This is a genomic window from Salinimonas chungwhensis DSM 16280 (assembly GCF_000378185.1).
In the GTDB taxonomy this organism is placed as follows: domain Bacteria; phylum Pseudomonadota; class Gammaproteobacteria; order Enterobacterales; family Alteromonadaceae; genus Alteromonas; species Alteromonas chungwhensis.
Genome location: NZ_KB899376.1, coordinates 17,133 through 42,000, shown reverse-complemented (window position 1 = coordinate 42,000; position 24,868 = coordinate 17,133). Strand labels below are relative to the sequence as shown.

General features: G+C 48.2%; 22 protein-coding genes. 15 read left to right on the top strand and 7 right to left on the bottom strand.

All coding sequences use genetic code 11. The annotated features are described in order from the left end of the window. Positions 1-3: 3 nt before the first annotated feature. From F458_RS0100225 to astE, 3 genes are read right to left on the bottom strand one after another with little or no spacing between them, the layout of a single operon-like run. A complete protein-coding gene (locus F458_RS0100225; RefSeq protein WP_018981352.1) occupies positions 4-330 on the bottom strand; it encodes a heavy metal-binding domain-containing protein in 327 nt (108 codons plus the stop codon). Beyond that, complete coding sequence (locus F458_RS0100220) at positions 327-743, bottom strand: HIT domain-containing protein (RefSeq protein WP_018981351.1); 417 nt, start codon at positions 741-743, stop codon at positions 327-329. The genes F458_RS0100225 and F458_RS0100220 overlap by 4 nt, the downstream gene beginning before the upstream one ends. After that, positions 736-1,782, bottom strand: a complete 1,047-nt coding sequence (astE, locus tag F458_RS0100215) for a succinylglutamate desuccinylase (RefSeq protein ID WP_018981350.1) — start codon at positions 1,780-1,782, stop codon at positions 736-738. Before astE ends, F458_RS0100220 begins: the two co-directional genes overlap by 8 nt. A gap of 315 nt (positions 1,783-2,097) precedes the next feature. On the opposite strand from astE, the gene betB reads away from it, so the two are divergent. The 12 genes from betB to F458_RS0100155 all read left to right on the top strand — a co-directional run bounded on the left by betB (position 2,098) and on the right by F458_RS0100155 (position 14,929). Further along, positions 2,098-3,561: a betaine-aldehyde dehydrogenase gene (gene betB, locus F458_RS0100210; RefSeq protein WP_018981349.1), complete on the top strand. Its 1,464-nt coding sequence runs from the start codon at positions 2,098-2,100 to the stop codon at positions 3,559-3,561. A gap of 9 nt (positions 3,562-3,570) precedes the next feature. Next, entirely contained in the window at positions 3,571-5,244 is a 1,674-nt protein-coding gene (gene betA, locus F458_RS0100205) for a choline dehydrogenase (RefSeq protein ID WP_018981348.1), read from the top strand. 344 nt (positions 5,245-5,588) lie between these two features. Further along, on the top strand, positions 5,589-6,074 hold the full coding sequence (locus tag F458_RS0100200; protein WP_018981347.1) for a Na+/H+ antiporter subunit E: 486 nt from the start codon (positions 5,589-5,591) through the stop codon (positions 6,072-6,074). After that, on the top strand, positions 6,071-6,349 hold the full coding sequence (locus F458_RS20315) for a monovalent cation/H+ antiporter complex subunit F (RefSeq protein ID WP_018981346.1): 279 nt from the start codon (positions 6,071-6,073) through the stop codon (positions 6,347-6,349). Before F458_RS0100200 ends, F458_RS20315 begins: the two co-directional genes overlap by 4 nt. Beyond that, entirely contained in the window at positions 6,333-6,626 is a 294-nt protein-coding gene (locus F458_RS0100190) for a cation:proton antiporter (protein ID WP_018981345.1), read from the top strand. The genes F458_RS20315 and F458_RS0100190 overlap by 17 nt, the downstream gene beginning before the upstream one ends. After that, positions 6,623-6,886 (top strand): Na(+)/H(+) antiporter subunit B, encoded by a 264-nt coding sequence (locus tag F458_RS18800; RefSeq protein ID WP_018981344.1) that lies wholly within the window; start codon positions 6,623-6,625, stop codon positions 6,884-6,886. The genes F458_RS0100190 and F458_RS18800 overlap by 4 nt, the downstream gene beginning before the upstream one ends. After that, positions 6,861-7,553, top strand: coding sequence for a Na(+)/H(+) antiporter subunit B (locus tag F458_RS18795; protein ID WP_018981343.1), 693 nt, complete (start codon positions 6,861-6,863; stop codon positions 7,551-7,553). Before F458_RS18800 ends, F458_RS18795 begins: the two co-directional genes overlap by 26 nt. Next, a complete protein-coding gene (locus F458_RS0100175) occupies positions 7,550-7,849 on the top strand; it encodes an NADH-quinone oxidoreductase subunit K (RefSeq protein WP_018981342.1) in 300 nt (99 codons plus the stop codon). Before F458_RS18795 ends, F458_RS0100175 begins: the two co-directional genes overlap by 4 nt. Then, the gene (locus F458_RS18790) at positions 7,842-9,302 is read left to right on the top strand and encodes a complex I subunit 5 family protein (RefSeq protein ID WP_018981341.1); all 1,461 of its coding nucleotides are present in this window, start codon (positions 7,842-7,844) and stop codon (positions 9,300-9,302) included. Before F458_RS0100175 ends, F458_RS18790 begins: the two co-directional genes overlap by 8 nt. Before the next feature lie 2 nt (positions 9,303-9,304). Continuing rightward, positions 9,305-12,424, top strand: a complete 3,120-nt coding sequence (locus F458_RS20965) for a complex I subunit 5 family protein (protein ID WP_018981340.1) — start codon at positions 9,305-9,307, stop codon at positions 12,422-12,424. Positions 12,425-12,690: 266 nt separating this feature from the next. Beyond that, positions 12,691-14,271 (top strand): sensor histidine kinase, encoded by a 1,581-nt coding sequence (locus F458_RS0100160; RefSeq protein WP_026294374.1) that lies wholly within the window; start codon positions 12,691-12,693, stop codon positions 14,269-14,271. After that, the gene (locus tag F458_RS0100155) at positions 14,249-14,929 is read left to right on the top strand and encodes a response regulator transcription factor (protein WP_018981338.1); all 681 of its coding nucleotides are present in this window, start codon (positions 14,249-14,251) and stop codon (positions 14,927-14,929) included. The genes F458_RS0100160 and F458_RS0100155 overlap by 23 nt, the downstream gene beginning before the upstream one ends. 75 nt (positions 14,930-15,004) lie before the next feature. Here F458_RS0100155 and F458_RS0100150 read toward each other — a convergent pair whose 3' ends face one another. Together F458_RS0100150 and F458_RS0100145 are read right to left on the bottom strand one after the other, a co-directional pair. After that, a complete protein-coding gene (locus F458_RS0100150; protein WP_018981337.1) occupies positions 15,005-15,856 on the bottom strand; it encodes a universal stress protein in 852 nt (283 codons plus the stop codon). Between the two features lie 9 nt (positions 15,857-15,865). Then, positions 15,866-17,356 carry a SulP family inorganic anion transporter gene (locus F458_RS0100145; protein WP_018981336.1) on the bottom strand — a complete coding sequence of 497 codons (1,491 nt, stop codon included), beginning with the start codon at positions 17,354-17,356 and terminating at the stop codon, positions 15,866-15,868. A gap of 301 nt (positions 17,357-17,657) precedes the next feature. Here F458_RS0100145 and F458_RS0100140 point away from each other — a divergent pair, with 301 nt between their 5' ends. After that, positions 17,658-18,317, top strand: a complete 660-nt coding sequence (locus tag F458_RS0100140) for a hypothetical protein (protein ID WP_018981335.1) — start codon at positions 17,658-17,660, stop codon at positions 18,315-18,317. A gap of 57 nt (positions 18,318-18,374) precedes the next feature. On the opposite strand, the gene metE is transcribed toward F458_RS0100140, so the two are convergent. Next, positions 18,375-20,651, bottom strand: coding sequence for a 5-methyltetrahydropteroyltriglutamate--homocysteine S-methyltransferase (gene metE / locus F458_RS0100135; protein ID WP_018981334.1), 2,277 nt, complete (start codon positions 20,649-20,651; stop codon positions 18,375-18,377). A gap of 99 nt (positions 20,652-20,750) precedes the next feature. Here metE and F458_RS0100130 point away from each other — a divergent pair, with 99 nt between their 5' ends. After that, positions 20,751-21,653 (top strand): LysR family transcriptional regulator, encoded by a 903-nt coding sequence (locus tag F458_RS0100130; RefSeq protein ID WP_018981333.1) that lies wholly within the window; start codon positions 20,751-20,753, stop codon positions 21,651-21,653. A 272-nt stretch (positions 21,654-21,925) separates the two neighbouring features. Then, positions 21,926-23,452, top strand: a complete 1,527-nt coding sequence (locus tag F458_RS0100125; protein ID WP_018981332.1) for an FAD/NAD(P)-binding protein — start codon at positions 21,926-21,928, stop codon at positions 23,450-23,452. A 544-nt stretch (positions 23,453-23,996) separates the two neighbouring features. Here the strand turns inward: F458_RS0100125 and F458_RS0100120 are convergent. Next, positions 23,997-24,323 (bottom strand): hypothetical protein, encoded by a 327-nt coding sequence (locus F458_RS0100120; RefSeq protein WP_018981331.1) that lies wholly within the window; start codon positions 24,321-24,323, stop codon positions 23,997-23,999. Positions 24,324-24,868: the final 545 nt, after the last annotated feature.

The window sequence follows — 24,868 nt, the reverse complement described above, 5'->3', positions numbered from 1 at the left end:
CGGCTAAAGACCTGCCGCCCTCACTGCTGTGCCACTGATACTCACCATCAGCATGCTGCCTTTCTGGCCGATCACCTCGTAATCGATATCGATGCCTACCACAGCGTTCGCCCCCATGTTGCGGGCCTCTTGCTCCAGTTCAGCAAATGCCACCTTACGGGCTCTGGTAAGCTCATCTTCGTACGCACCAGAGCGACCACCAACAACGTCTCGAACCGATGCAAAAAAGTCTTTAAATACATTGGCGCCCATTACAGCTTCACCAATCACGATGCCGTGATACTGTTCAATCACATGATTTTCTATTGTCGGCGTGGTGGTTAATATCATCGGTTTTCCTTAGTAAACAGGCATTGCTGCAAATCATATATCCGTTGCGTTTTTTGCGCATCAGAATAAGTAACTGCTGGCTGACGGCCCCATACGGGTGCCGGCCATGCGATATCATTTTGGAAACGGGCTACATGATGAATGTGCAGCTGAGCAACGACATTTCCCAGCGCAGCCACATTAAGTTTATCTGGTTCAAACAACTTATTTAACGTCTGACAAACCTGACTGGATTCTTGCATAAATGCTAACTGGTCCTGCTCAGACAGCTCGAACAGTTCACGCGCGTCTTCACGACGGGGGACCAGAATGACCCACGGGAATTGCTGATCATTCATCAGCAGTACGCGACATAATGGCAAATCACCAACAAGGAACGTATCTGCGGCAAGACGAGCATCCAGATCAAACATCTTGTTGCGCCAGGGTGGTTGGCACCACAGTCAGAATAGCCCGCTGCCCGATGGCTACATTCGCATTGGGAAAAACAATCGCTTCGCCGTCTTGTTGCGTGACGTACTCCGCTCCCGTCTCGGTAGCCAGCACGGTGCCCGCGTTAAAGTCAGTAAAGTTGGGTGTATCATCAGCGAAATGCAGCGTGAAATCATCCTGATGCTTATTGATTACCTGGTTTACCGTATAGATATCCACAGTACTCATATCCACCGAAGGCGTATAATCATCTTGTGTAATAAGTTGCGTAATGGCTTGCCTGGCATCGGCAAAACGCCGCATATCGTTCTGGCCAAATGGCTGGACTTTGCCCAACTCTACGGTAAACGCATGAGCCTGATGAATATGGCTGGAATAATAGCTAAATGTAGTCGTAGGACTTTGCGATAATAAAATGGTTTTCACACCACACGCAGCAAGAAATGCAATCTGGCCCGGGTTGTGAGCGCGCTCATGAAGATACGGGTAAACCGCAAACTTTTCATTCTTTGACTCGCGAATCGCCGTGTGTAAATCATAGTGAAAACGCTCACCCGGCGCATCAGCGAAAAATGCTGTCACTGCTTCCTCCAGCATTTTTGCCCGCTTACGCTCCTCATTAACCAGCCCTTCTCCCTCAGAATGCGCGCCGCTAAAGAGTCGGTTCATATTTTCTTCGACAAACCGCTCGGCAATATCCATTGCGGGCAGGTTTCCGAACAAAAAGAGCACACGATGAGCACTTGTAATCTGAGCAGTTAGTAATTCTCTGACCCAGTCGTCACACATTTCAATCGGCGCGGTTTCATTACCGTGAATGCCACAGGATAATACAATGCTTTTGGTTTGCGCTGTAATTGTAGCCGGCTCAAACATAATGATTCCCGGTGCCTGGATTGATACCTTACTAGCGTTGGCCAGCGTGAATGCTTCAGCGGTCGCAAACTGGGCGGGTTGGGTCCGTGAGAGATGCAAAAAATCGCCGGATTCAATGAGTTGTGATTGCATATTTAAAAGCATCGTTATTATGTAATGTTACTAAGTTTACCGAGATCCGTCGCTAAAGCCAAACTATGACAGTGGGTCTGTTTTAACTATTTTGAACGACTATTCACAGTAAACCTCGGTCACTTACTAAGAAGATCTTATCGCGATGAGCGTATTGTAATGACATTACAGCAATAGTTTTTGCGGTTTACACCCGTAAAGTGAGCCGATTAAGCATTCTGTCAGGTATAAAGACGATAATGATTAATGAGTTGCCGATAGCAGCACCTTCCTGCGCAAAGTGGTTATCAGGTAGCGTGCTAACACTTTACAACGACGGAGCTAACGATGAGCATCCCACGTCTGCAAAATTTTATAAATGGCCAGCCCATGGCAAATAAAAGCGGCGAAACAATTGCCGTAGAAAACCCGGCCACCGGGGAAGAAATTTATCATATTGAGGTTGCTGATGAGCACATCAGAGAGGCCGCCATTGAAAGTGCCCGCGAAGCATTTAAGATCTGGTCAGCCACACCCGCTGTCGAACGAGCTCGGGTTTTGCACCGTGCTGCGGCATTGCTAAGAGAACGCAATAACGAGCTGGCCGGCTATGAGGTTCAGGACTGCGGCAAGCCTTTGCAGGAAGCCGAGGCGGTGGACGTGGTGACCGGCGCTGATGTCGTCGAATTTTTTGCCTCGCTGGCGCCTACACAGGTGGGTCAGCAACAGGATCTGGGTGGCGATTTTTATTATACCCGTAAAGAACCATTGGGTATCTGTGCCGGCATTGGCGCCTGGAATTATCCCCTGCAAATCGCCTGCTGGAAATCCGCACCAGCGCTGGCCGCTGGAAATGTGATGATTTTCAAACCCTCCGAGGAAACCCCTCGCGGCGCTGTGGAGTTAGCAAAACTATATATTGAAGCCGGTGTACCTGCTGGCGTGTTCAATGTTGTCATTGGTGCTGGCGAGGTCGGCCAATGGCTCACCAATCATGCGTCCATTGAAAAGATTTCCTTTACCGGTGAAGTCCCCACAGGCAAAAAAGTGGTGGAGTCGGCAGCCTCTACCCTTAAAGATGTCACTATGGAGCTGGGTGGCAAATCACCACTGCTGGTGTTCGAGGATGCTGATATTTCTCAGGCAGTCAGTGCCGCGATGCTGGGTAATTTTTTTACTCAGGGCGAGGTCTGCACAAACTGCACCCGGGTTTTTGTTCATGAAAGTATTATGGAAGCCTTTATGGATGAACTGGTCAGGCGCACCCAAAACAATATTGTGGCCGGAGACCCGATGAATCCCGATGTTAACTTTGGGGCCATGATCTCCAAAAAACATCAGGAGTTGGTAATGAGTTACATTGAAAAAGGTAAGCAGGAAGGCGCCCGACTGGTAACCGGTGGAACCACCTTGTCACCCGACGATGCACCGGATGGCTACTTTATTGCGCCAACGATCTTTGCTGACTGCACAGATGACATGACCATAGTTAAAGAAGAGATTTTCGGTCCCGTGATGAGTGTTTTGGCGTTCACAGATGAAGACGAGGTCATCCGGCGCGCCAACGACACCCCGCTAGGTCTGGCGGCCGGCGTAATGACACAGGATGTCAAGCGAGCCCATCGCGTGATTCACCAGTTGCAGGCGGGCATATGCTGGGTGAATAGCTGGGGCGCATCACCGGCCGAGATGCCTGTTGGTGGTTACAAAATGTCGGGTATTGGCCGTGAAAATGGTATTGAGACACTCAATCAGTACACGCAAACAAAATCAGTTTATATGGGCATGGTCGATCTGGAAAGCCCGTTTTAAGGAGCCACTATGGATACTTATGATTACATCGTTGTAGGTGCCGGTTCAGCGGGCTGCGTGCTGGCTAACCGATTGTCTGAAGATAGCAGTAAACAGGTTCTGCTTATTGAAACTGGCGGTAGTGATAAGAGCATTTTTATCAAAATGCCTACAGCGCTGTCCATACCAATGAACTCAGAAAAATATGCCTGGCAATTTTACACCGAAGAAGAGCCTTATTTGAATAAACGTAAAATGCACTGTCCACGAGGTAAAGTATTGGGCGGCTCTTCATCGATCAATGGGATGGTGTATGTGCGAGGCCATGCGCGCGATTTTGATGAATGGGAAGATGAGGGCGCACAGGGCTGGAATTATCAGCACTGCCTACCCTATTTCAAACGTGCCGAAGAGTGGTATTTAGGGGGCGATGAGTACCGTGGAGGTGACGGTCCTCTAGGTACAAACAATGGCAACGAAATGGAAAACCCGTTGTACAGAACCTTCATCGAAGCCGGCAAGCAGGCAGGTTACGCCGAAACCTTTGATTATAACGGTGCACAACAGGAAGGCTTCGGGCCGATGCACATGACCGTTAAAGACGGCGAACGCTGTTCATCCGCCCGCGCTTACCTGGATCCTATCAAAGATCGCGATAACCTCACTATTGTTACCCATGCCACTGTGCACAAAATTTTGCTGGATGGAAAAAAAGCTACCGGAGTGCGTTATCAGCATGACGATGAGATGATTGATGTGGCCGCCAGCGGTAAAGTTATTCTCAGTGCCGGGTCAATTGGATCGCCCCACTTATTGCAATTATCCGGTATTGGTAATGAAACGCACCTGGCGAAAGCGGGCATTGACTGTGTACATAACCTGCCCGGCGTAGGTGAAAACCTTCAAGACCACCTGGAGTTTTATTTCCAGTTTCGCTGTACACAGCCGGTGAGCCTTAACAGCGATTTGGGCATGATTTCCAAAGGTATGATAGGGGCACGCTGGATGATGTTTAAGTCAGGCCTGGGGGCCACTAATCACTTTGAGTCCTGTGGATTTATTCGCTCAAAGGCGGGTGTCAAATGGCCGGATCTGCAATATCATTTTCTACCGGCAGCTATTCGTTACGACGGTAAAAGCGCTTTTGACGGCGACGGATTTCAGGTCCATATCGGTCACAATAAACCCCGCAGCCGTGGTTTTGTCAGAGCAAAAACAAACAGTGTTGAAGACGCGCCGGCTATTCAGTTTAACTATCTGCAACATCAGGACGATATCGAAGGATTTCGGGCTTGCGTTCGCTTAACAAGAGAGATCATCGGTCAGACAGCATTTGATGAATACCGTGGTGAAGAGATCCAACCCGGTGAAGACGTGCAGACCGATGAGCAGATTGATGCTTTCGTCAGAGAGGCGGTGGAAAGCGCGTACCACCCGTCGTGCACATGTAAAATGGGCGAAGATGATATGGCGGTGGTGGACTCGCAGACTCGGGTACATGGCATAGAGAACCTGCATGTAGTGGATTCCTCTATCTTCCCCACCATTCCTAACGGGAATTTGAATGCGCCCACTATTATGGTCGCGGAAAAAGCCGCGGATCATATTCTGGGCAAATCTTTGTTGCCAGTTGAAAATGCACCCGTGGTGGAAGAGCAAAACTGGCAGAGCACACAACGAAGCAAGACACTGTCAGCCTCTTAACATCCTTGTCGTATGTCAGCGTGCGGACCTTCCTGTGTCCGCGCACTGATTCAACCCCTGGTTGCTGGAATTAAAGCAGCCTCACCGATATCGCGTTCTGCTAGCAGCATGCTAATTACTGGAATGACACCTGTCCTGCTGCCTCCATGTTCTCACTCACCACCACACCACTATTTGTTATATGATATTTGCCTAAGTATAAGAATTTAAGCTATAAATAATGTATAGCAGTAATCTTTGTGCTTTTAACACCACGGCTGACCAATTGACACAATGTAGCACAATTGCCGTTTTGCTCACTTGTGTTGTTTATTCAAATGGTCGGATAAGAGGCTTACCCCACAATGCTCAGTATTGTCAGTCTTTTTGTGTTTTACGGATTGCTTTGGCTAATACTCACCGAAGCATCACTTGCTTCCTGGTTATTCGGCGCCATCACGGCCCTGCTTGCCGCTTTAATTCATAAAAAATTTCACATCAGCGGCAACCAGCATCGTTTATCGTTGGCGCATTTATCAGCGTTGGTGCATCTTGTAGGCTATTTTATATGGGAATCCTTAAAAGGCGGCATTTATACTGCGAGGCTCGCCTTTCAATCTCAGCCATGTGCCTCTGAATACTTATTTCATTATTACACCGAGTTACGAAGTGAGCGGGCCAATTTCTTTTTTGTCCAAATGATAAGTCTTATGCCAGGCACACTTGGGGTAACAATTCGTGAAAACCACGTATTGGTGCATGCGCTGGATCCCAAAATCGCAAACCCGCAAACGCTTTATGCCAGTGAAAAAGTGGTTCAGGCCTTTTTTCAGGAGGGATCTCACGCGTGAATGCATTGTACGGCTTATTTGGTATCGCGTTTTTATTCTGTCTGCTATTTGGTCTGATTCGCGTGATTATTGGCCCCGAACAGTCAGACAGAATGCTGGCGGTTCAGCTGTTTAGTACAACAGGTATTGGTTTCCTGATAATGCTTTTCTTAATGCGCAAAGACAGCGCCATACTTGATGTCGCCCTGATCATGGCATTGCTAGGCTCGCTTGTTTTTATTGCCTATGCAGTTTTTAAGCAGCCAAAGGAGCCGCTTCATGATGATGATCACTGATATATTTACATTCATCTGTCTGATAGCCGGTTGCGGCTTTTTCTTCAGCGGTTCTCTGGCATTACTGCGTTTTCCGGGCACGCTTTCAAGGCTGCATGCATTAACGAAAGTAGACAACCTTGGATTAGGGCTGGTGGTCATTGGCACTATTCCCCAGACCGATACCCTCTTGCAGGCAATGCAAATACTGCTTATCTGGTTTTTAGTCACATTTTCAGGCGCTGCCGGCGCATTTTTCATTGCCCGCAAGCACTACAACAGGCGGCCAGCAAAATGATCGTACTTGTCACTGATATTCTCTTAACGCTCTTTGCCCTGGTATGTGCTATCGGCGCTACTAATGAGTCTAAGCCATTTACCAGTGTGGTATTTTATATAACATTTGGATTGGTCGTGGCGCTGTGCTGGGTCAGGCTCAATGCACCAGATATCGCACTGGCAGAAGCCGCCATTGGGGCAGGATTAAGCGGCATCGTTTTCATGAAAGCCTATAAACTACTGGGTGACCAAAATGATACCGACCGGAGCAATACGTAAAAAAACCGCGCATCTCAAAAATAGAGTCATCGCAGCGGGGTTCACCGGGTTTTGCCTGTTCAGCATCATTGTGGCGCTTTCGACACAACCGATACATCCGGCCAGAGACCTTGTTTACAGCATGCTAAACCAAAGCGGAGTGGAAAACCCGGTTACTGCAGTCTTGCTGAACTTCAGAGGTGTAGATACTCTGCTAGAGCTGGTAGCTATCTATGTGGTCTTGGTGACAGTCTCGGCCCTGAGCTTTAATCGTCTCGACAGTATCCGCTGCGTTCATTCCGATACTGTATTGCGCGGGCTGACTAATATTGTTGCACCGGTGACCTTTGTTATCGCTATCTATTTACTATACAACGGTACGCGTTTACCAGGTGGGGCGTTTCAGGCGGGCGCGCTGCTTGCCGCTTTGCTGGGACTGATCGCATTTTCCGGCCATCATCATCTGGCACAGGAACGAGTATTGTCGCGAATTGGCATGGTTTCAGGGCTGGTAGTATTTAGCCTGACGGGTCTGTCAGTCTATAGCGATGCGCAATCTTTTCTTACCTACCCGCCGGTCTATGCCACCAGCCTGATTCTGACCATTGAAATCGTGGCCACCGTTTCCATTGCGCTTACCCTGGGCCGCTATATCAGTGCATTGCCGCAGTCTCAGGTCAGTTTATGAGTGAGCAGGCTTTGTACACTGCACTGGGTATCGCTTTGTTCTGGCTTGGGCTGTACCGGGCAGTAACAGTAACGTCCATGCTGATCAAAGTTGTTGCCTATAATATAGCCGGCGCCGGTACCTTTATGGTTTTAATAGCCACTGCGTACTCGCCCACAGAGCCTGCCGATCCCGTTCCTCACGCCATAGTGCTTACCGGCATTGTGGTATCACTGGCAGCTACAGCGTTAGCAGTGCTGCTCGCTCTGCGGTGTCAGCGTGAAGATAACGGCGGTGGGAGGCACAACAATGACTGAAAATGGTTACGAACTGCTGACGATTTCACTCATTTTTTTGCCGCTGCTTTTTGGTTGCCTTATCTTTGCAGCCTCAAAACACGCCAGGAATATTGCTTTGCTGGCAACTGGCGTACAGGTTATTGTGTGCTTTGTCAGCCTGCTCTGGTTACCGCAAAATGCCATCAATGTGTATATTGGTAGTTGGCAGCCACCGCTTGGCGTACGCTGGCAAATTTCCGGTGTAAGTGTTGTGATGGCAACATTCTGCAGTCTCGTTTTTTTTCTGATTAGCCTTTTTGCACGCCATCAGGTAACCGCAGCAGCGCGGCAAACCTTCTGGCCACTGATGCTTAGTTTGCAAACGGGTATTATTGCTGTTTTTTTTACCCGTGATTTGTTTAATGCCTACATAGTACTTGAGATAGTTGGCTTATCTGCGGTGGGGCTGGTGGCAATATCACCTGGCTCGAAAACCAGTGGCGCAGCATTTCATTATCTGTCAGTCAATGTCATCGGCTCATTATGCTATTTATTTGCCGTAGCCTTAATCTACAGAACCTATGGTGTGCTGGATTTTCAGCTTTTGCAGCAGGTGCTAGCCCATGGCCAGATTCCAACTGCGGCGTATATTTCAGTGGCATTTATTACCTTGGGACTGACCTTCAAGTCGGCGCTGGCGCCCATGCATGGATGGCTGCCCGAAGTTCATGGCGCCGCATTGCCAGTGGTCAGCGCGCTGTTATCCGGGCTGGTGGTAAAATGTAGCCTGTATCTGCTTTTCACATTATGGTGGACGGTATTTACACCGTTAATCAGTGATGCCCTTGCATGGGTTATCAGTCTTGGCGGCGCCACTGCCATAATTGTTGGTGCATTGAAGGCTTGCCGCATTAACCACTTAAAACAAATAGCGGCTTACAGCACCGTTGGACAGATAGGTTATTTGTTCTTGTTTCTGCCGCTGAGCACTAATCCAGTCCTTGATTACAATGCTGTGCTTTCTGCTTTTATACTTTTCATCATCGCCCACGCGCTGGCGAAAGTTACGTTGTTTCTGACAGTAGGTTATATTAAGTATACCGAGGGCTGTGTTACCTCTCAATCAACTGCCGGCCTCGCCTTACGGCAGCCTCTGCTGGTTTGCGCGTTTGCCATTGCCGCTATATCACTCATCGGCCTGCCACCCAGTGGCGGTTTTACTGCAAAATGGGCGCTACTATCTTTGTATGCATCGGTCCACGCCTGGTGGGTTTTTATGATTGTTATCATTGGCAGCGTGCTATCTGCAGCCGGCTTTTTCAAAGTACTGGTGGTCACAATGACCGCCGCGGACAACAATGAGCAGCCACTGGCCTCATCGGACAAACCTGGTGCCACGCCGCTGGCTATTATCCTTCTGTTGTCCTCGCTTACCATAGTGGCTGGCTTTTGCTTTCCATGGCTGTCAGCCACTTTACTGCGAGGTAGCTGATAATGACTAGTGCTGCCTGGCTCCCCGTGCTGATTTTACTGCTGGCATTTTCTGCCGGTGTCATTTGTTTGCTGGTGCCTGAAAGAAATCGCATTTTGCGTAATGCTGTCAGCCTGACCTTTGCCATGGCCGGGCTCATAACGATAGGCATAGCGGGGCTGGGTACCGCTGATAACACCGACTATTCGTTCGCCCTGCCATTTTTGCCACAGGCGCAAATCGCCTTACATATTGATGCCCTTTCCATTTTATTTTTGGCCCTGACCGGCGCCCTTTGGTTACTCACCAGCACCTATGCTATTGGCTACCTAACCCATTACAAAAATAAGTCGCGTTTTTTCGGGTTTGTACACTTAAGCGTTGCAGCCACACTGGGAATTGCGCTTTCAGCGAACCTGATTACGTTTGTTATCTTTTATGAATTGCTGACCCTGGCGACATTTCCGCTGGTTGCACACAAAGGCGATGCTGCATCGCTTAACGCTGTAAGAATCTACCTTCGCTATACTATTACTGGAGGTGTTTTTTTACTCGCCGGCGCAGTTTGGCTAAGTGCCGCAGTGGGCCCACTGCCTTTTACACCAACCGGTATTTTGCAAAACCAGAACTCGCTGGGGCCTGCTGAGCTTACCATTATTTTTACCTTGCTGATCGTCGGACTTGCTGTCAAGGCGGCGATCGTTCCATTACACGGATGGTTACCGGTAGCCATGGCCGCCCCAGCGCCAGTCAGCGCTTTGCTTCATGCGGTTGCAGTAGTAAAGGCCGGTGCATTTGGTATTGTCAGAGTGGTTTACGATATCTTTGGTATCGAATACGCCCGCGAACTGGGATTAACATTTTATCTGGGTGTCGCAGCAAGCATAACCATTATATACGGATCTGTGCTGGCGCTGCGCCAGAAAGATATCAAAAAACGCCTGGCATACTCCACTGTCAGTCAGGTTTCCTATATCGCGCTTGGCACAGCCATAGCGGGGCCTATTGCCACTATCGGAGGCCTGATCCACTTGGTCCACCAGGGACTGATGAAAATAACCCTGTTCTTTTGTGCCGGTATCCTTGCTGAGCGTCTGCATGTTACCAAGGTGCACCAACTGGACGGCGCGGGCGCACAACTTCCCCTACCGATGCTGGCATTTACTGTCGCCAGCCTCGGTATGATTGGGGTACCACCGGTAGCCGGCTTCGTGTCTAAATGGTATCTGAGTAATGGTGCTATCGAAGTCGGGGCCTACTGGGTATTGATTGTACTGGCTGTCAGCTCATTATTAAATGCATGCTATTTTCTGCCTCTGATTTATCGTATCTGGTTTAAGGCCACGCCGGCAGACCGTTTACTTAAAACGCATCCTTACAGCGCGCTGATGACATTACCTGCGGTAGTCACTGCACTGGCAGCGCTGTTAGCCGGCTTGCTGGCTAATTTATCAATCAGCCCTCTCAACTGGGCCAAGCTTATTGCGGTTCGCGAGTATACCCAGGACTTTTTTTATGTCGCTACGCAAAGTGGTGGTACTGACTACCTACTGCTTTGGGTTATCGTCATACCATTGATTTGGTTGTTATGCTGTCTGGTTTTTCGCGCCCACGGCTTTTTGCATAAATGGTCTGCTATTACCGCGTTACCAATAATTGCATTGGCATTGCTCGCCGACGGCCAGCAACTTTACCTCGATAGCCTGTTCCTCTCCACCCACTTTTCGCTCACGCCATCCAATCAGTATTTCCTGTTACTATGTGGCATTGTTTGGTTTGGCGCGCTACTTTATGCCCGGGGCTACCTAACCTGCACAGTATCAGCAAAACCATTTTTCATCTGGTCGTTACTTGCCATGGCTGGCAATATCGGACTTATTCTGGCTGATGATTATTTTTCTTTCATCACTTTTTACACTCTGATGAGTCTGGCTTCTTATGGTCTGGTTATCTTCACCGGCAAACCGGATGCTAATGTCGCGGCTCGCTCATATATCAGGTGGGCTATACTGGCAGAATTGCTACTATTTGCCGGGTTTAGCCTGCTCTCTCAATTGCACACAGGCTCAGAAGATCAACAGGTAACCACCCTTTTAAATATCCTTTTAATTATTGGCTTCGGTATTAAACTCGGCGTCGCCGGTTTGCATTTCTGGCTGCCTCTTGCCCATCCGGCTGCACCGGTACCGGCCAGTGCTGTGCTTAGCGGCGTGATGGTAAAAGCAGGGTTGATAGGCATGCTTAAATTTTTATCTGATCTGCCGCCGGAATTTGGACCAGCCCTGGTTATCGCGGGTACCACCGGCATATTTGCAGGTGCCCTGCTTGGGCTGTGTCAGCAACAGCCTAAAGCTATACTTGCCTATTCCACCATCAGTCAGATGGGAATTATTACCACGGCTTTAGGGGCAGCGGTTATGGCGGGCTATGACTGGGCAGTTATGTCACTGGCTCTTGCGCTCTTTTGTTTTCACCATGGCCTCGTCAAGTCAGCGCTTTTTTTCAGTGTGGCCGCTGTTCCGGCCGCCGGACAATGGCGGCCGTTGCACTGGCTCATCGTAATTTTTCCCGCAGCCTCGCTCCCGGGGCTGCCTTTTACCAGCGCCATGCTGGCCAAGACACAAATATCGCCGTTGATTGCCAATCCTTATATTTCATACATATTAACCGCTTCAGCCTTTGCTACTACGGTCTTAATGATACATTTTGTCGTGATGTTGCGTAGACATGCCACATTCGCTCAGCCTGCCGGTTCTGTTTGGCTGGTATCACTGGTACTGAGCGTGCTGGCACCTTTTACCCTATGGTTAAGCCCGCACCTGATCCATCACTTCGAATCCACCCTTTCTTTGCATTTAAAAGCACTCTTTGTTATCGCCCTGGCGGCCATCTGCTATTACCTGTTATCAGGATTCATACAGAGCATTTCACGGCCTGCAAATCGCCCCGGGCCTGGTAACCCGGTGCGCAGACTGGCAAAATTGTATAAACCGCTGGGCAATTGGAACATGCCTGAATTGTCTGTACGCAGACATCTTAGGCTTAATAGCTATCTGCCCTCTTCCATTTCTTCTGAGCTCGGTTTTGTAATTTTTGTGACGGTCTTACTAGTCGCTGTATTGCTGGATAGAACAGTGCTTTGAAACAGAATGTCTGGCCTGGCGCAATAAACCGATCTGCCCTGACCTTCGTCCTACATGAATAGCGTTGTTGAGGAACAGCTTGCCACCGCAATATCATTCAAGTTATAAAACCAGAGTCTGCCGCGCGCATCGAAGCCGAACCCAAGGTGTTTTGTCAGTCCTTACGGTTACTTCGTTTGCGGGCCTTCAGGCAGGTTTTTGCTTGATACTCATGCCAGGTTATGCGGCTATGCCTGTCAGATAACAGTAAACCCAGCGGGGTGACAATGTATAAAAGAAAGTTGTTTTTCTTCGGGCTTATATCAACCTTTATTCTGCTTATTGCGCTGGGCAGTGCCGCGCTATCTGCTCATCTGACCCGGGAAAACCTGCAGCAAAGTCAAATTGCACAGAGCCTTCTGACCGAGCACTTACAGCTATCCAGTGTCTCTTATCGGCTATTTAAACAACTCACGGATGAGCTTTTATTTGGCCGCAATGCCAATCAGGCCAAGGTCAGAAATAAGCAACAGCTGATTACTCAAGCCCTGAACCGTATCCGTGAACTGGAAATTGTCCAGCGAGAGGCGCTGGGCAAAGAAGTAACCGCTGGCAGTATCGAAGACACTGCTCAGCTTGGTGAATTACTTGAAACCATCATAGAAGAGTTTAATTCTATCACCGCGGTGAATTTAAATGAGCCGTTAGGTCAGCAGGCCCGGGTTCAGGCGCTTCTGGAAGACACTATCGATAACCAGTTTAGGGAGGCGATAAATGCCGCAGTGGCCCGGCAGACCCGCGTCGTTACCACCATCAATACAAAAATCGAAACGTTAAACACGGCCATTGTCTGGGTAACCATTGGTCTGGGGCTACTTACCGGGCCATTTATTATTGCCGGTTGCTATTGGCTGTTCAATGCACTTTATCAGCCACTGATTGTCTTGCGTACCGGCACTGACGCCATTGCTGCAGGAAACTATAATTATCGCTTACCTGAGACCCTTGATTCAGAGTTCAGCGATCTGGTCAAAGCATTAAACGGGTTGGTCGAAAGGCTGGCAGAACACGAGGCAAAAGCCCAGGCACACAGAAAACAGCTGACCTATGAAGTTGCCCAGCGTACCCGCGAGCTCACCGAGGCAAACCGTTTGTTAACCACCATTGATGCCAGACGGCGCCAGTTTATTGCCGATATATCCCATGAACTACGTACACCGCTAACCATTATTCGTGGCGAAGCGCAGGTAACATTGCGCCAGCGTACACTTAGCAAAGACGATTACAGAGCAACTCTCAACGCGATTTTGAACCAATCGGTTAATCTCAGCCGCCTGGTGGACGATATGTTACTGCTGATCCGCGCTGAGATGAATCAACTTCAGCTCGAGCCGGCAACGGTAAAATTGTCCCGGCTGATTCAGGATCAGATTCTTTCGTGGAAGAAGGTCTACGCCTCACGTGAGATAAGTTTTCGGTGCCATCTTGTTAATGAACAGACTATGAGCGTGGATAAGCAGCGGGTCTCCCAGGTCATTGCTATTTTGCTGGAAAATGCCCTGAAATACTCTGGCCCCGATGCGCCTGTCAGTGTGTCTCTGGAGGCAAAGCAACAGGGTTATGCGGTAGTTATTAAGGACAGTGGAGACGGCATATCCCCGTCGGATCAGGCACAAATATTTGAGCGGTTTGTCCGGTTACGAGGCACGGGCAGCGGATTGGGGCTTGGCTTGCCCATAGCAAAAGCCATTGTTGAGGCGCACCATGGTACCATTGATGTGGCTTCAGAAGTTGGTCATGGCGCCCGCTTTACCGTTTATCTCCCCTTTACAAAAGACGTGATACATGAAGATATTGATCGCAGATGATGAAAAGCAGTTATCCGGTTTTTTAAAACGCGGCCTGGAAGCCGAAGGTTTCGAGTGTATTGAAGAGAATCAGATGCAGAACCTGGTGGTGACGGCGCGTCAGTACAGCCCGGATATTCTGGTACTCGACAGAATGTTTGGTAGTGATGACAGCATTACGGTTTTAGACAGCCTGAAAAACCTGCCCGCAAAACCTTTCATTCTTTTACTAACAGCTGTTGATGATGTAAAGGATCGGGTGGAAGGCCTTAAGGCTGGTGCGGATGACTATCTGTGTAAGCCGTTTGATTTTGATGAGTTGCTCGCCCGGTTATGGGCGCTGAGCCGGCGACGGTCGCAGACCGGCCAGCTGCATGATGATACCGTCAGTGCAGGAAACTTGGTTATCCAGACAGACTCGCGCCTGGCATTGGTGGATGAAACAGAGTTGAGCCTGACCAAGCTGGAATATGATCTGCTGCTATACCTGGTTGAAAATAGCGCAAAAGTGCTCTCCAGAGAAAGAATTTTAAGCCGGGTATGGAAAAGCCATTCCGACCCCCTTACCAATATTGTGGATGTTTACATCAGTCGTTTACGCAAGCAGCTGCCTGAAAATTCAGGTCTTTTGTTGGAAACACTGCGGGGAAATGGCTACCGGCTCAGACCAAAAAATTAGCTAAAACCTATTTGCCGCTGTGTAACCTGCCGGTTGAACCGGCTGCCAGCTACCTGAAAGCCGGTTTAACCAGCATCAGCGTAAAATAATCAGCGGGCTACGGGTGCGCTCCAGCATTTTTTGTGTGTTACTGCCTACAAAAAACTGCCGTAATCGAGAGTGGCCGAATGCCCCCATCACCATCAAATCAATATCATTGTCTGTCTGATACTGCGTCAATGACTCATGGATATCGCCTTCAAGAAACGCCGTAGTTACATCGAGTCCTTTGTCCTTAAGTTTCAGCGCGGCATCATCAAACTTGTTTTTCAGCGCAGACTCATTGTTTTTGATACTGACCAAATGACAACGAATACCATGTAACAGTCCGCCGTCCAGAACCTTTTGCAATGCGCGATCTGCAGACTCTCGGCCATCATAGGCAATCATGAAAGAGCGCGGCTCGGTAAACCCCTCTGGCACAATAAACACGGGCTGGTGAACCTTCCTTAACAAGGTTTCAATATGCGACCCCAGCGCTTCAAACTGGGCTTCGTGATGGCTGCCCCGCCGACCCAGCACGATTAACCGGGCTTCGCTTTCCATCTGCAATATCGCATCCACTACATCACCATGCCGTTGCTGTGTCTGCACGTCGGCATGGCCTGCCGCCCTGGCAGTAGCCGCCACCGAAGTAAGCAGTTCCTCACCCAGCTTCAGGGCTAGCTTATTTTTTTCCTCATCCAGTGCAGTCATTTGCTCCAACAAGGCTGAACGGGCTCCCAGACCGATAGCGCCGGAATAATCATCAGCGCCATGTTGGGTTTCTTTTTCAATAGTATGCAAAAAGCACAAGGTTTTATTCAGTTTCGCAGCCGCCCAAATCCCCGCCTCTGTGACTGAGCGGGTCATCCCTGAACCATCGATACATGTAATAACTTTATTCATCACTCACTCCTAGTGCCCGCCCAGTAATTTATCGACTTCAGCCGGGTCATTATGCACACCAAATTTGTCCACCACGGTTTCTGTCGCTTCGTTCATACCGGTTACGGTGACGGTGGAACCTTCTCGTCGAAATTTTATCACAACCTTATCTAACGAAGAGACCGCTGTGACATCCCAAAAATGAGCGTGGGACAAATCAATAACCACGTTACTGGCGGCTTCTTTAAAGTCAAAGGCGGCAATAAACTGTTCAGCTGATGCAAAGAAAACCTGCCCGACAACTTCATAGGTCCGGGTATTTTCTGTCTCACAGAAACGGGATTTGACGGCCATAAACCGGCCAATTTTGTTAGCAAAAAACAAGGTTGCCAGCAGTACGCCTATAAATACACCAATTGCTAAGTTATGGGTTGCCACCACCACTATTACTGTCGTTATCATAACGATGTTTGATGAAAGCGGGTATTTAGGCAGATCGCGGATGGAGCTCCAGGAAAAGGTACCTATAGAGACCATTATCATTACCGCCACCAGCGCAGCCATTGGAATCAGCTTGAGCCATTCATCCAAAAATACCACCATCACCAGCAAAAAAGCACCGGCAATAAAGGTGGACAAACGCCCCCGGCCACCAGATTTAACATTGATAATGGACTGACCGATCATGGCACAACCTGCCATTCCACCGAACAGACCAGCACCAATATTAGCGATGCCCTGCCCTTTACATTCTTTATTTCTGTCACTGGAAGTATCGGTCAAATCATCCACAATAGTGGCTGTCATCATTGACTCTAATAGACCCACTACTGCCAGACCCGCAGAATACGGAAAAACAATGGCCAGGGTTTCAAAAGTCAGAGGAACATCCGGCCATAAAAATACTGGCAGAGTATCAGGCAATTCGCCCATATCACCTACCGTGCGTATATCCAGCCCGAGTACCACCGCCACTATCGTCATTGAGACAATGCAAATCAGCGGCGAAGGCACCGCTTTGCCTATCACCGGTAAATAGGGAAATAAATAAATAATGCCCAACCCTGCCGCTGTCATCGCATACACATGCCAGGTCACATTGGTAAGTTCTGGTAGCTGCGCGGTAAAAATCAGGATAGCCAGTGCGTTAACAAAGCCGGTGACGACAGAGCGCGACACAAAGCGCATGAGCTCACCCAGTCTCAAGGCGCCGGCGATAATCTGCAATACCCCGGTCAGTAGCGTTGCGGCCAGAAGATATTCCAGCCCATGTTCTTTGACCAGTGTCACCATCAGTAGCGCCATAGCGCCGGTGGCGGCCGAAATCATCCCCGGCCGGCCTCCCACAAAAGCAATCACAACGGCGATACAGAATGAGGCATATAATCCAACTTTAGGATCTACACCAGCAATAATGGAAAAGGCGATAGCTTCAGGAATGAGGGCCAGAGCCACTACAATACCTGCAAGCACATCCCCACGAATATTAGAGAACCACTCTCTTTTAGCGCGTTCGTACATGAAAATACCTGGATTGGGTGTCCTCATTAATGAGGAGCGTAAAATTTAAATAACTGTAAAACCGTAAGAAAACCTACGATTTGTATGCTTTGAAAACCGAGCTGGGAAAATCCGGTTTAGGGTGGCGTGAGTATCAACAGAAGCTCCGTACCAATTGGCAGTATGCTCAGATTGTAACCTACCTGTGATCTTTTTTATAGCCCGTAAGACGCATCAGGAGTACTGCCGGTTTGTATTTATGTAGTCTAAGTGACAATATTTGCTGCAACCTTAAAAAAACGACAACTGGCAGGAAGCAATCATGAAGTATGCAATAACGGTAATGCTATTAATACTGGCGTTTATAGGAGGTTATTTCACCGGCACTCTGTCAACAGCGTCAGATGCGACCGATGCGCTGCAGTTGCAACATCAGCGCCAAACTTCTGCACAAGCGCCAGCAGATTCTCAGCCTGCTGAATCTACCATCACAAATAAAGATGAAGATGCAACGTCGTCGCCCGTGCCCCCCCGTGCTCAGCAGGAATTGGAACAGTGGCTTACCAATCATAGGCGAGTGCTTAAAGCCAGTATGCAGGAAAAACTGGGTGATCATGCCGGCTCAATGTATGAAAAGGTCGTCAATGATAACCTTCTGCTTGACTCACCGGTTGCTGAAAACAGCCTTGAGCAGGATCTTATGTGGCGCCGACAGACTGAGCAACAACTCAGGGCGGCTGTTGCGGCGCTCAATTCTGATCAAACCCTGCAGATTGAAAGCACCGCATGTATTCAAAACCACTGTGAGCTGATTATGACTGGCGCTGCAATGCAGGCAGCGTCAGTGCTGTATATACGCCTAATCACAAAAGCCGAAGCATTTGGCCTGAGCGAAGCCGCCCAGCCGGTCTTTCATATATTTGAAAATGGCGGCTACTGGGTATACGTCCACCTACGTTTTTCCATCCAGACAGCCCGATAGCAGGATCAGACGCAAGTAAGCTAAAAGTAATGACTTATTACCTGCGCCCAGGCCCCCTCAGGCGCTGTTTTTTTGCCTGCCCGATAATCGCTCTCGGGCATGTTTTGTTGCATCAACCATGGCCTGTAAAGCAGCAGTTACTTGCGGCCAGGTTCTTGTCTTAAGCCCGCAATCAGGGTTAATCCACAACCGGCTAATATCAAAGTTGTCGGTAAGATACTCAGTAAGCTCCCTAAGCGCCTGCTGAGTCGGACACACCGGCGAGTGGATATCATAAACGCCCGGCCCAATTGCATTGGGATAGCCCTGCCCGCTGAAAAGCGCCAAAATAGTATGTTGGGAGCGCGCCGCTTCAATAGTAATAACATCTGCATCCATGTTGATTATCGCATCGCGGATATCACTGAATTCCGAGTAACACATATGCGTATGTATCTGCGTAGCCGGCTTCACGCCGGACGTACAAAGTTTAAAGGCGTTGACCGCCCAGGTAAGGTAGGTCTCGGTTTCTTCCTGACGTAGCGGAAGCCCTTCTCTTAGTGCAGCTTCATCAACCTGAATAATCTTTGTACCCTGGGCCTCCAGCTCCTGTACCTCTTCACGAATGGCAAAGCCAATCTGCTGCGCGACATCCGCCCGCGCCAGATCGTCCCTGACAAAAGACCAGTTCAAAATAGTTACAGGCCCGGTCAGCATTCCTTTAACCGGTTTATCCGTTAACGACTGCGCATGAGCGATCCATGAGGTGGTCAGTGGCGCGTGACGCTTAACATCATCGTGAATCAGAGGTGGCTTAACACACCGCGAACCATAACTCTGGACCCACCCGAAGCTTGTAACTGCCACCCCGGTGAGCTTTTCGCCGAAGTATTCCACCATATCATTGCGTTCTGCCTCACCATGCACAAGCACATCCAGGCCCAATGCTTCCTGGGTTTTAATACAGTGTGCAATTTGCTTTTTGATGAAGGCTTCATAGTCCGGCGCAGGTAACTGACCACGCTTATAACGAAGCCGGGCTTGCCGGATTTCAGCCGTTTGCGGAAATGATCCGATGGTCGTGGTAGGCAATACGGGAAGATTCAGCGCGGCTTGCTGAAGCTCGTATCGGCGCGTAAACGATGTTGCGCGAGTGAGCAGGGTAGCATCCTGTCCGTTTAACAGAATATTATTCGCGCTTACCGCCGGCTGCCTGGCGAACCGGACAGCTCTGTCATTGCCTGGCAAGCTTGCATCCTGGTTGGTTAGCGCTTTTTTTAGTAACACCAGTTCGTCAAGTTTCTGAGTGGCAAAAGCGAGTTTATCTTTAATAACAGCGGGCAGCCGGGTTTCACTTTGTACATCCACAGGAACATGTAGTAAAGAGCATGAGGGGGCCAGCCACAGCCGATTGCCGAGCTTTTCATTTAGCGGTGATAGCCACTGGAATATCTGGTCTAACGGCGCTTTCCACACATTTCGACCATCTATAACACCTACTGACAGCACCTGACTGGCGCGTAACTGGTTTGCCAGTTGGTCAGCTTCATCCGTACCGCGAGTGACATCCAGATGAAAGCCTGCGACCGGCAGCCCGGCGACCATATCAAAATTATCCTTAAGCGAGCCAAAATAGGTGGTCAGCAATGTGTTGATATCCTCACGTTTGAGATACTCATAGGCAAACTGGTATCCCAGTTGCCAGGCGACCGGAAGCGTGTTTGTGAGCGCAGGCTCATCTATTTGTACCCACTCCACACCCAGACCAGAAAGCGCATCTAACAGCGCCTTATACACTGGCAGCAGATCACGCAAATAATCCAGTGGTTCGGTGTTATCCACCGTACGTGATAACCACAGATAGGTGACCGGCCCGAGGATAACCGGCTTAACATCATGCCCCTGACATCGCGCAGCTTTGACAGCCTTAAGCAAGGGGGCAGCGTTGAGCGAAAACGATGTGCTGGCGTCGATTTCCGGCACAATATAGTGATAGTTGGTATCAAACCACTTGGTCATTTCTGCAGCGTGAGCGCAACCGCAGTCGCCTTGCTGTGCCGTGCCTCTGGCAGCGGTAAAGTACTGTAATAAGCTATCGTTAGTGTTACGTTTGAAGCGTGACGGTACATTCCCTACCATGAAACTGGTATCCAGGACATGGTCGTACAAAGAAAAGTCACCCACCGGAACGCAGTCCAGATTGGCCTGGGCCGCCAGGTTTTCGTGCCAAAGCGCACTCGTTTTTTCTGTCAAAGCAGATTGTGAAATCTGATCATTCCAGAAGTCTTCCAACAGATACTTTAGTTCACGTTTTTTACCGATTCTGGGGAATCCTAAATTATGTATTTTAGCCATCTCTACGTCCGTTTCATTACCGTGCTATGAGAATAACGCAGACAAATCATGAGAAATAATGGTAAATTTTCATTTATTGATGAAATAAATTCATAAATCATGATTGACCGGCAACATTTAAAAATTATCAAGGCTATTTATACCTGCGGTTCCATGACAGAGGCTGCCGCATCACTGCATCTTTCCCAGTCGGCGCTCAGCCATGCTATGAAAAAGGTTGAAACCACATACAAGGTGCCGGTGTGGCGCAAGGAAGGCAGAAAACTGGTCCTTACCCAAGCAGGTCGAAGCATTCTGGGGCTTGCTGAACGCGTGCTGCCCCAGTTTGAACACACCGAATCAATGTTGCACAGAATGGCGCAGGGTAAACAGGGTATTTTAAGGATCGGCATGGAATGTCACCCGTGCTTTGAATGGTTACTTAAAGTAGTGGCGCCATTTTTAAAAGCCTATCCGGATGCCGATGTCGATGTCAGACGAGCCTTCTCTTTTGGTGGGCTTCAGGCGCTGCATGGCTTTGACATCGACTTGCTGTTAACCCCCGATCCTTTAAGGCTGGATACTATTACCTATACGCCGGTGTTTAATTACGAACAGGTACTGGTGATGTCCACTAGCCACCCGTTGGCGTCCAAATCATTTATTCAACCTGTTGACCTTTGCAGTGAGACGCTCATCACTTACCCGGTGGAATTAAGCAGACTTGATGTATTCTGCCAGTTTCTGACGCCGGCTAATTGCGCCGTAAAGGCTCACAAAACCATTGAAACCACTGAAATCATGTTGCAAATGGTGGCAGCCGGGCGCGGCGTTACCGCACTTCCAAAGTGGCTTATTCAAGAATTAGATGAGCAAAGTGAACTTGCATTTCGTTCCCTGGGTGAGCCAGGGATCCACAAAACCCTTTATTTGGGCCACAGGAAAGGCGGCGACCCATTCGGCCTGGTGGATAAATTTATTGAGATGGCCTTATCGGGGTTACATAATGACGACGGTGAATAGTGAATGTGCGGCGCGCCTGCCAACTGCCCAAACAGCTTACGCCGTTTATTTTTATCAGGCGAAGATAGTAGGTGAAGGCCTGTGGCCAACTTATGTTTGCTTTTTACTTCTTCTGTTCGTGACTCGGTTGCAACAATAATATACCTACAATAATTATTGTATTTGCACCTGCGTCCAAAGTTTATAAAGTGTCGTAGTAAGAGCTTCGATACCTGTTCACATCTGCGCAGGTTTACCTGACTTGTTTTATTTTTGAATTCGGAGCGTCGAGTTTGAGCAAAAAATTCCATATCGCTATAGTCGGTGCCGGCACAACGACGTTGTTTTTGTTACACGAGTTACTCAGCCTGGATGATTGTGCCCTGTCTCGTATAGTCTTAACCATTTTTGAGGCCACCGCGGACGCAGGAGCGGGGTTTGCATTCAGTAAAGATGCTGTTCATCCAGACCTGTTAAGCAACAATGCACCAGAGGAAATACCAGACCTACTAACCTCGTATATAGATTGGAAAAAAACTTGCGATACCACTTCTCAGTCAAATAGAAAAGTAGAACGTCGGGCTGATGTTGGCTTGTTTTTTAAACATAATTATCAGGCTATTCTTGCCCAACTTACTCAACGCGGTTTATCAGTATATCAGCGGCGTGCAGTAATACAGGATTTAGAAAAAGCTGAACAGGGATATCGTCTTTACGCCGATGACTGGCTTACTGATAGTTTTGATAGGGTCTTTATTAATATTGGCAGAGAAAGAGCGGCACCTCCCCTAAAAGGTACAGAATATCCCTACCCCACATCACATTATTCTGCAAAAGCTTACCGCCATTACAATGTTATTGGATCATCGTTAACGGCAGTTGACTGCGTAGTGGGTATTGCAAACAAAAAAGGTAACTTTTGTTCCAGCAATGAAGCCCTTACCTTTTCAAGTCACACAGACTGGTATATTAGACTTTTCTCTTCTCACGGGGTATTTCCCCGGGTGTGGTATCCCTCTGATGACAAACGATATTTTTCAGCTTATTTACGTCGTCTGTCTAACCAGCATTATCAGACCGTTGATGAGGCTTACAAGTCCCTGCTCCTGCCAGCATTGAAAGCGCATACGCCCTCCATATTTTTACAGGTAAGTCACATGTCGTTTGACCAAATGCTCACTTTTCTGGCGGGCAATGAAAAATCCATCGACCCCTGGCAAAAGCTACAGACAGAACTTACCAGCACAGCCAGCGAGTATTCACAGTGGCCGGTCATTCTAGAAGCATTTCTTGAAACCATCGAATTTAGTAATCTGTCCGGTGAGCATCGCAATAAAAATGAGGATGATACCCTCCATGCACTTATTGCATTTCACACGGCGGCTCTGCCCTATGAAAGTTGCCTGAAACTTAACGCACTACATAATGCCGGACGGCTGGAGGTGATAAGCCGACATATTGACGAGGATGAGCTGGCGGGAAACACCCGCGAGGATTCGGTATATATCGACGGAACCGGTGTGTTGCCCGCAATAAATAAAAGCCTGACAGCAGAGAAAATTAAACAGGCGCTGAAGGTCAGTGGGTTTCATTTTTCATCAAATAACCGGACACCGGGAGAGCGCGACTTCGAATTACTGTGTGACGGAAAGCCCAGTGGTGTGTATCTCGGATCAGCCTATCTTCAGCCAGATCGCTGGAATACCCCGGGTTTGGATACCTGTAAAGAAATAGCACAGTCGCTTCGAAAGAGCATTGAGCAGACACTGTACCCCAAACAGAAAATCCGTCTCCCGTTTCAGATTAAAGTTCCAAACTAACACATTCTCATAAGCTGCTTTCGATATATTAGACACCTGTCAATATAGAACATGCTTTCTACTTCATTTAAAACTTTGCATTCTGAAAGTACATAAATATCGCCAACCAAAATGGCTTTAATTTATGCCTATCTTATTTTTTAATAAATTTTATCAGGCAAATATTTTTAATTAGATTTTTATGTTTATTTTGACTCACTTACACAATTTTAATAAAAGTTAAAAGCTATTAAGCCACCCCCCTGCTAGTAGCTTCACATCGCTAAAATCTTTGGTATCACCCTACCCTCATTAACTTAATATAAAAATTTATAGATAAACATAATACGCAGGTAAAGACCTAGAGCAAGAGTAAGATAGTGAAAAACAAGGCCTTCAGAAAAGTGGTTAGGGCGACGCCTTTTCTGGTTATTTAATGTCAGTATGGTTACTAACATGATTCGCTATTGGACTGATATTCTGTATTTCAGTTTCCGGCATTTATACTCTGGTATAGCAGATATCAAACAAATCATAGCCGCTTGCCATACAAACGAGATTCTTGTTAAGCCTTCGGTTCATCGAGTCGTTGGTACCAATCCTGGTAAGGGGTGTTTTTAACAAGATAACGATTAAAATCCTGGGCGCCATCTTGCCACCATACTGGCCCACGCTCACCCAGAGCCACCTTAGCATCATTCACTGCACGTCTTGCAGCAGCCAGACGAAGGTCATCCTTTGCATCTTTAGCCGCCTTCACTTCACGGCGCGCGCTCATCAGACTCTTAACATAAGAAGTACGCTCAGATTCAGACAGGTTTGGATTGGCAACCCGCCACAGCCGCCCCCGCACCACCATATATCGCCCGTCAGGCGTTACCGGATACTTCATACAAGCCAGAGCCAGGCATAGCGGGAAGCACTTGGTCTGAGCATTTCTTGCTTGAGATCGCTGTAAAAATGGTTTCTACTCATATCATCATTTTGTTTACTGTCAGTGTATTCATCCAGACGCTTTTTTTAAAATAAGCGGCGAGTCGGTGCGCTATAAGTGTTGTTGTGCAAAAGCAGCTACTGCCTGCTATGACTAGTCTATACGGGTAAATTACACCAAGTAAACAACAGAAGTTCCAGAACCTGGTACTCTCTTTATTACGTCAATGGCAATAAATAGTATTACCGCCAGACGGATTATAGGTGTTGCTTAATGGTACTTTAGTAAACCATCATTGCTTATCGGCGCGATTTGTAAGATAACCAATGACTTTGAAAAATATAAAAATTTACTAAATATTGCCATATTGCAGAGTCAGTTATTTAAAATTACCCACTCTCAACCAAAAAAAATCACTTTAAGTATCCGTCGTTTATTTAACTTTTTTATAAAAACACAGCCTCTATAATTACCAATTTTTATCTGAAATTTTCGAACCTTAA

Excerpts from the sequence above, each read along its gene's own strand:
- F458_RS0100225 (WP_018981352.1), bottom strand. The coding sequence starts at position 330 with ATGATATTAACCACCACGCCGACAATAGAAAATCATGTGATTGAACAG.
- F458_RS0100220 (WP_018981351.1), bottom strand. The coding sequence starts at position 743 with ATGTTTGATCTGGATGCTCGTCTTGCCGCAGATACGTTCCTTGTTGGT.
- astE (WP_018981350.1), bottom strand. The coding sequence starts at position 1,782 with ATGCTTTTAAATATGCAATCACAACTCATTGAATCCGGCGATTTTTTG.
- betB (WP_018981349.1), top strand. The coding sequence starts at position 2,098 with ATGAGCATCCCACGTCTGCAAAATTTTATAAATGGCCAGCCCATGGCA.
- betA (WP_018981348.1), top strand. The coding sequence starts at position 3,571 with ATGGATACTTATGATTACATCGTTGTAGGTGCCGGTTCAGCGGGCTGC.
- F458_RS0100200 (WP_018981347.1), top strand. The coding sequence starts at position 5,589 with ATGCTCAGTATTGTCAGTCTTTTTGTGTTTTACGGATTGCTTTGGCTA.
- F458_RS0100190 (WP_018981345.1), top strand. The coding sequence starts at position 6,333 with ATGATGATGATCACTGATATATTTACATTCATCTGTCTGATAGCCGGT.
- F458_RS18800 (WP_018981344.1), top strand. The coding sequence starts at position 6,623 with ATGATCGTACTTGTCACTGATATTCTCTTAACGCTCTTTGCCCTGGTA.
- F458_RS18795 (WP_018981343.1), top strand. The coding sequence starts at position 6,861 with ATGATACCGACCGGAGCAATACGTAAAAAAACCGCGCATCTCAAAAAT.
- F458_RS0100175 (WP_018981342.1), top strand. The coding sequence starts at position 7,550 with ATGAGTGAGCAGGCTTTGTACACTGCACTGGGTATCGCTTTGTTCTGG.
- F458_RS18790 (WP_018981341.1), top strand. The coding sequence starts at position 7,842 with ATGACTGAAAATGGTTACGAACTGCTGACGATTTCACTCATTTTTTTG.
- F458_RS20965 (WP_018981340.1), top strand. The coding sequence starts at position 9,305 with ATGACTAGTGCTGCCTGGCTCCCCGTGCTGATTTTACTGCTGGCATTT.
- F458_RS0100160 (WP_026294374.1), top strand. The coding sequence starts at position 12,691 with ATGTATAAAAGAAAGTTGTTTTTCTTCGGGCTTATATCAACCTTTATT.
- F458_RS0100155 (WP_018981338.1), top strand. The coding sequence starts at position 14,249 with ATGAAGATATTGATCGCAGATGATGAAAAGCAGTTATCCGGTTTTTTA.
- F458_RS0100150 (WP_018981337.1), bottom strand. The coding sequence starts at position 15,856 with ATGAATAAAGTTATTACATGTATCGATGGTTCAGGGATGACCCGCTCA.
- F458_RS0100145 (WP_018981336.1), bottom strand. The coding sequence starts at position 17,356 with ATGTACGAACGCGCTAAAAGAGAGTGGTTCTCTAATATTCGTGGGGAT.
- F458_RS0100140 (WP_018981335.1), top strand. The coding sequence starts at position 17,658 with ATGAAGTATGCAATAACGGTAATGCTATTAATACTGGCGTTTATAGGA.
- metE (WP_018981334.1), bottom strand. The coding sequence starts at position 20,651 with ATGGCTAAAATACATAATTTAGGATTCCCCAGAATCGGTAAAAAACGT.
- F458_RS0100130 (WP_018981333.1), top strand. The coding sequence starts at position 20,751 with ATGATTGACCGGCAACATTTAAAAATTATCAAGGCTATTTATACCTGC.
- F458_RS0100120 (WP_018981331.1), bottom strand. The coding sequence starts at position 24,323 with ATGAAGTATCCGGTAACGCCTGACGGGCGATATATGGTGGTGCGGGGG.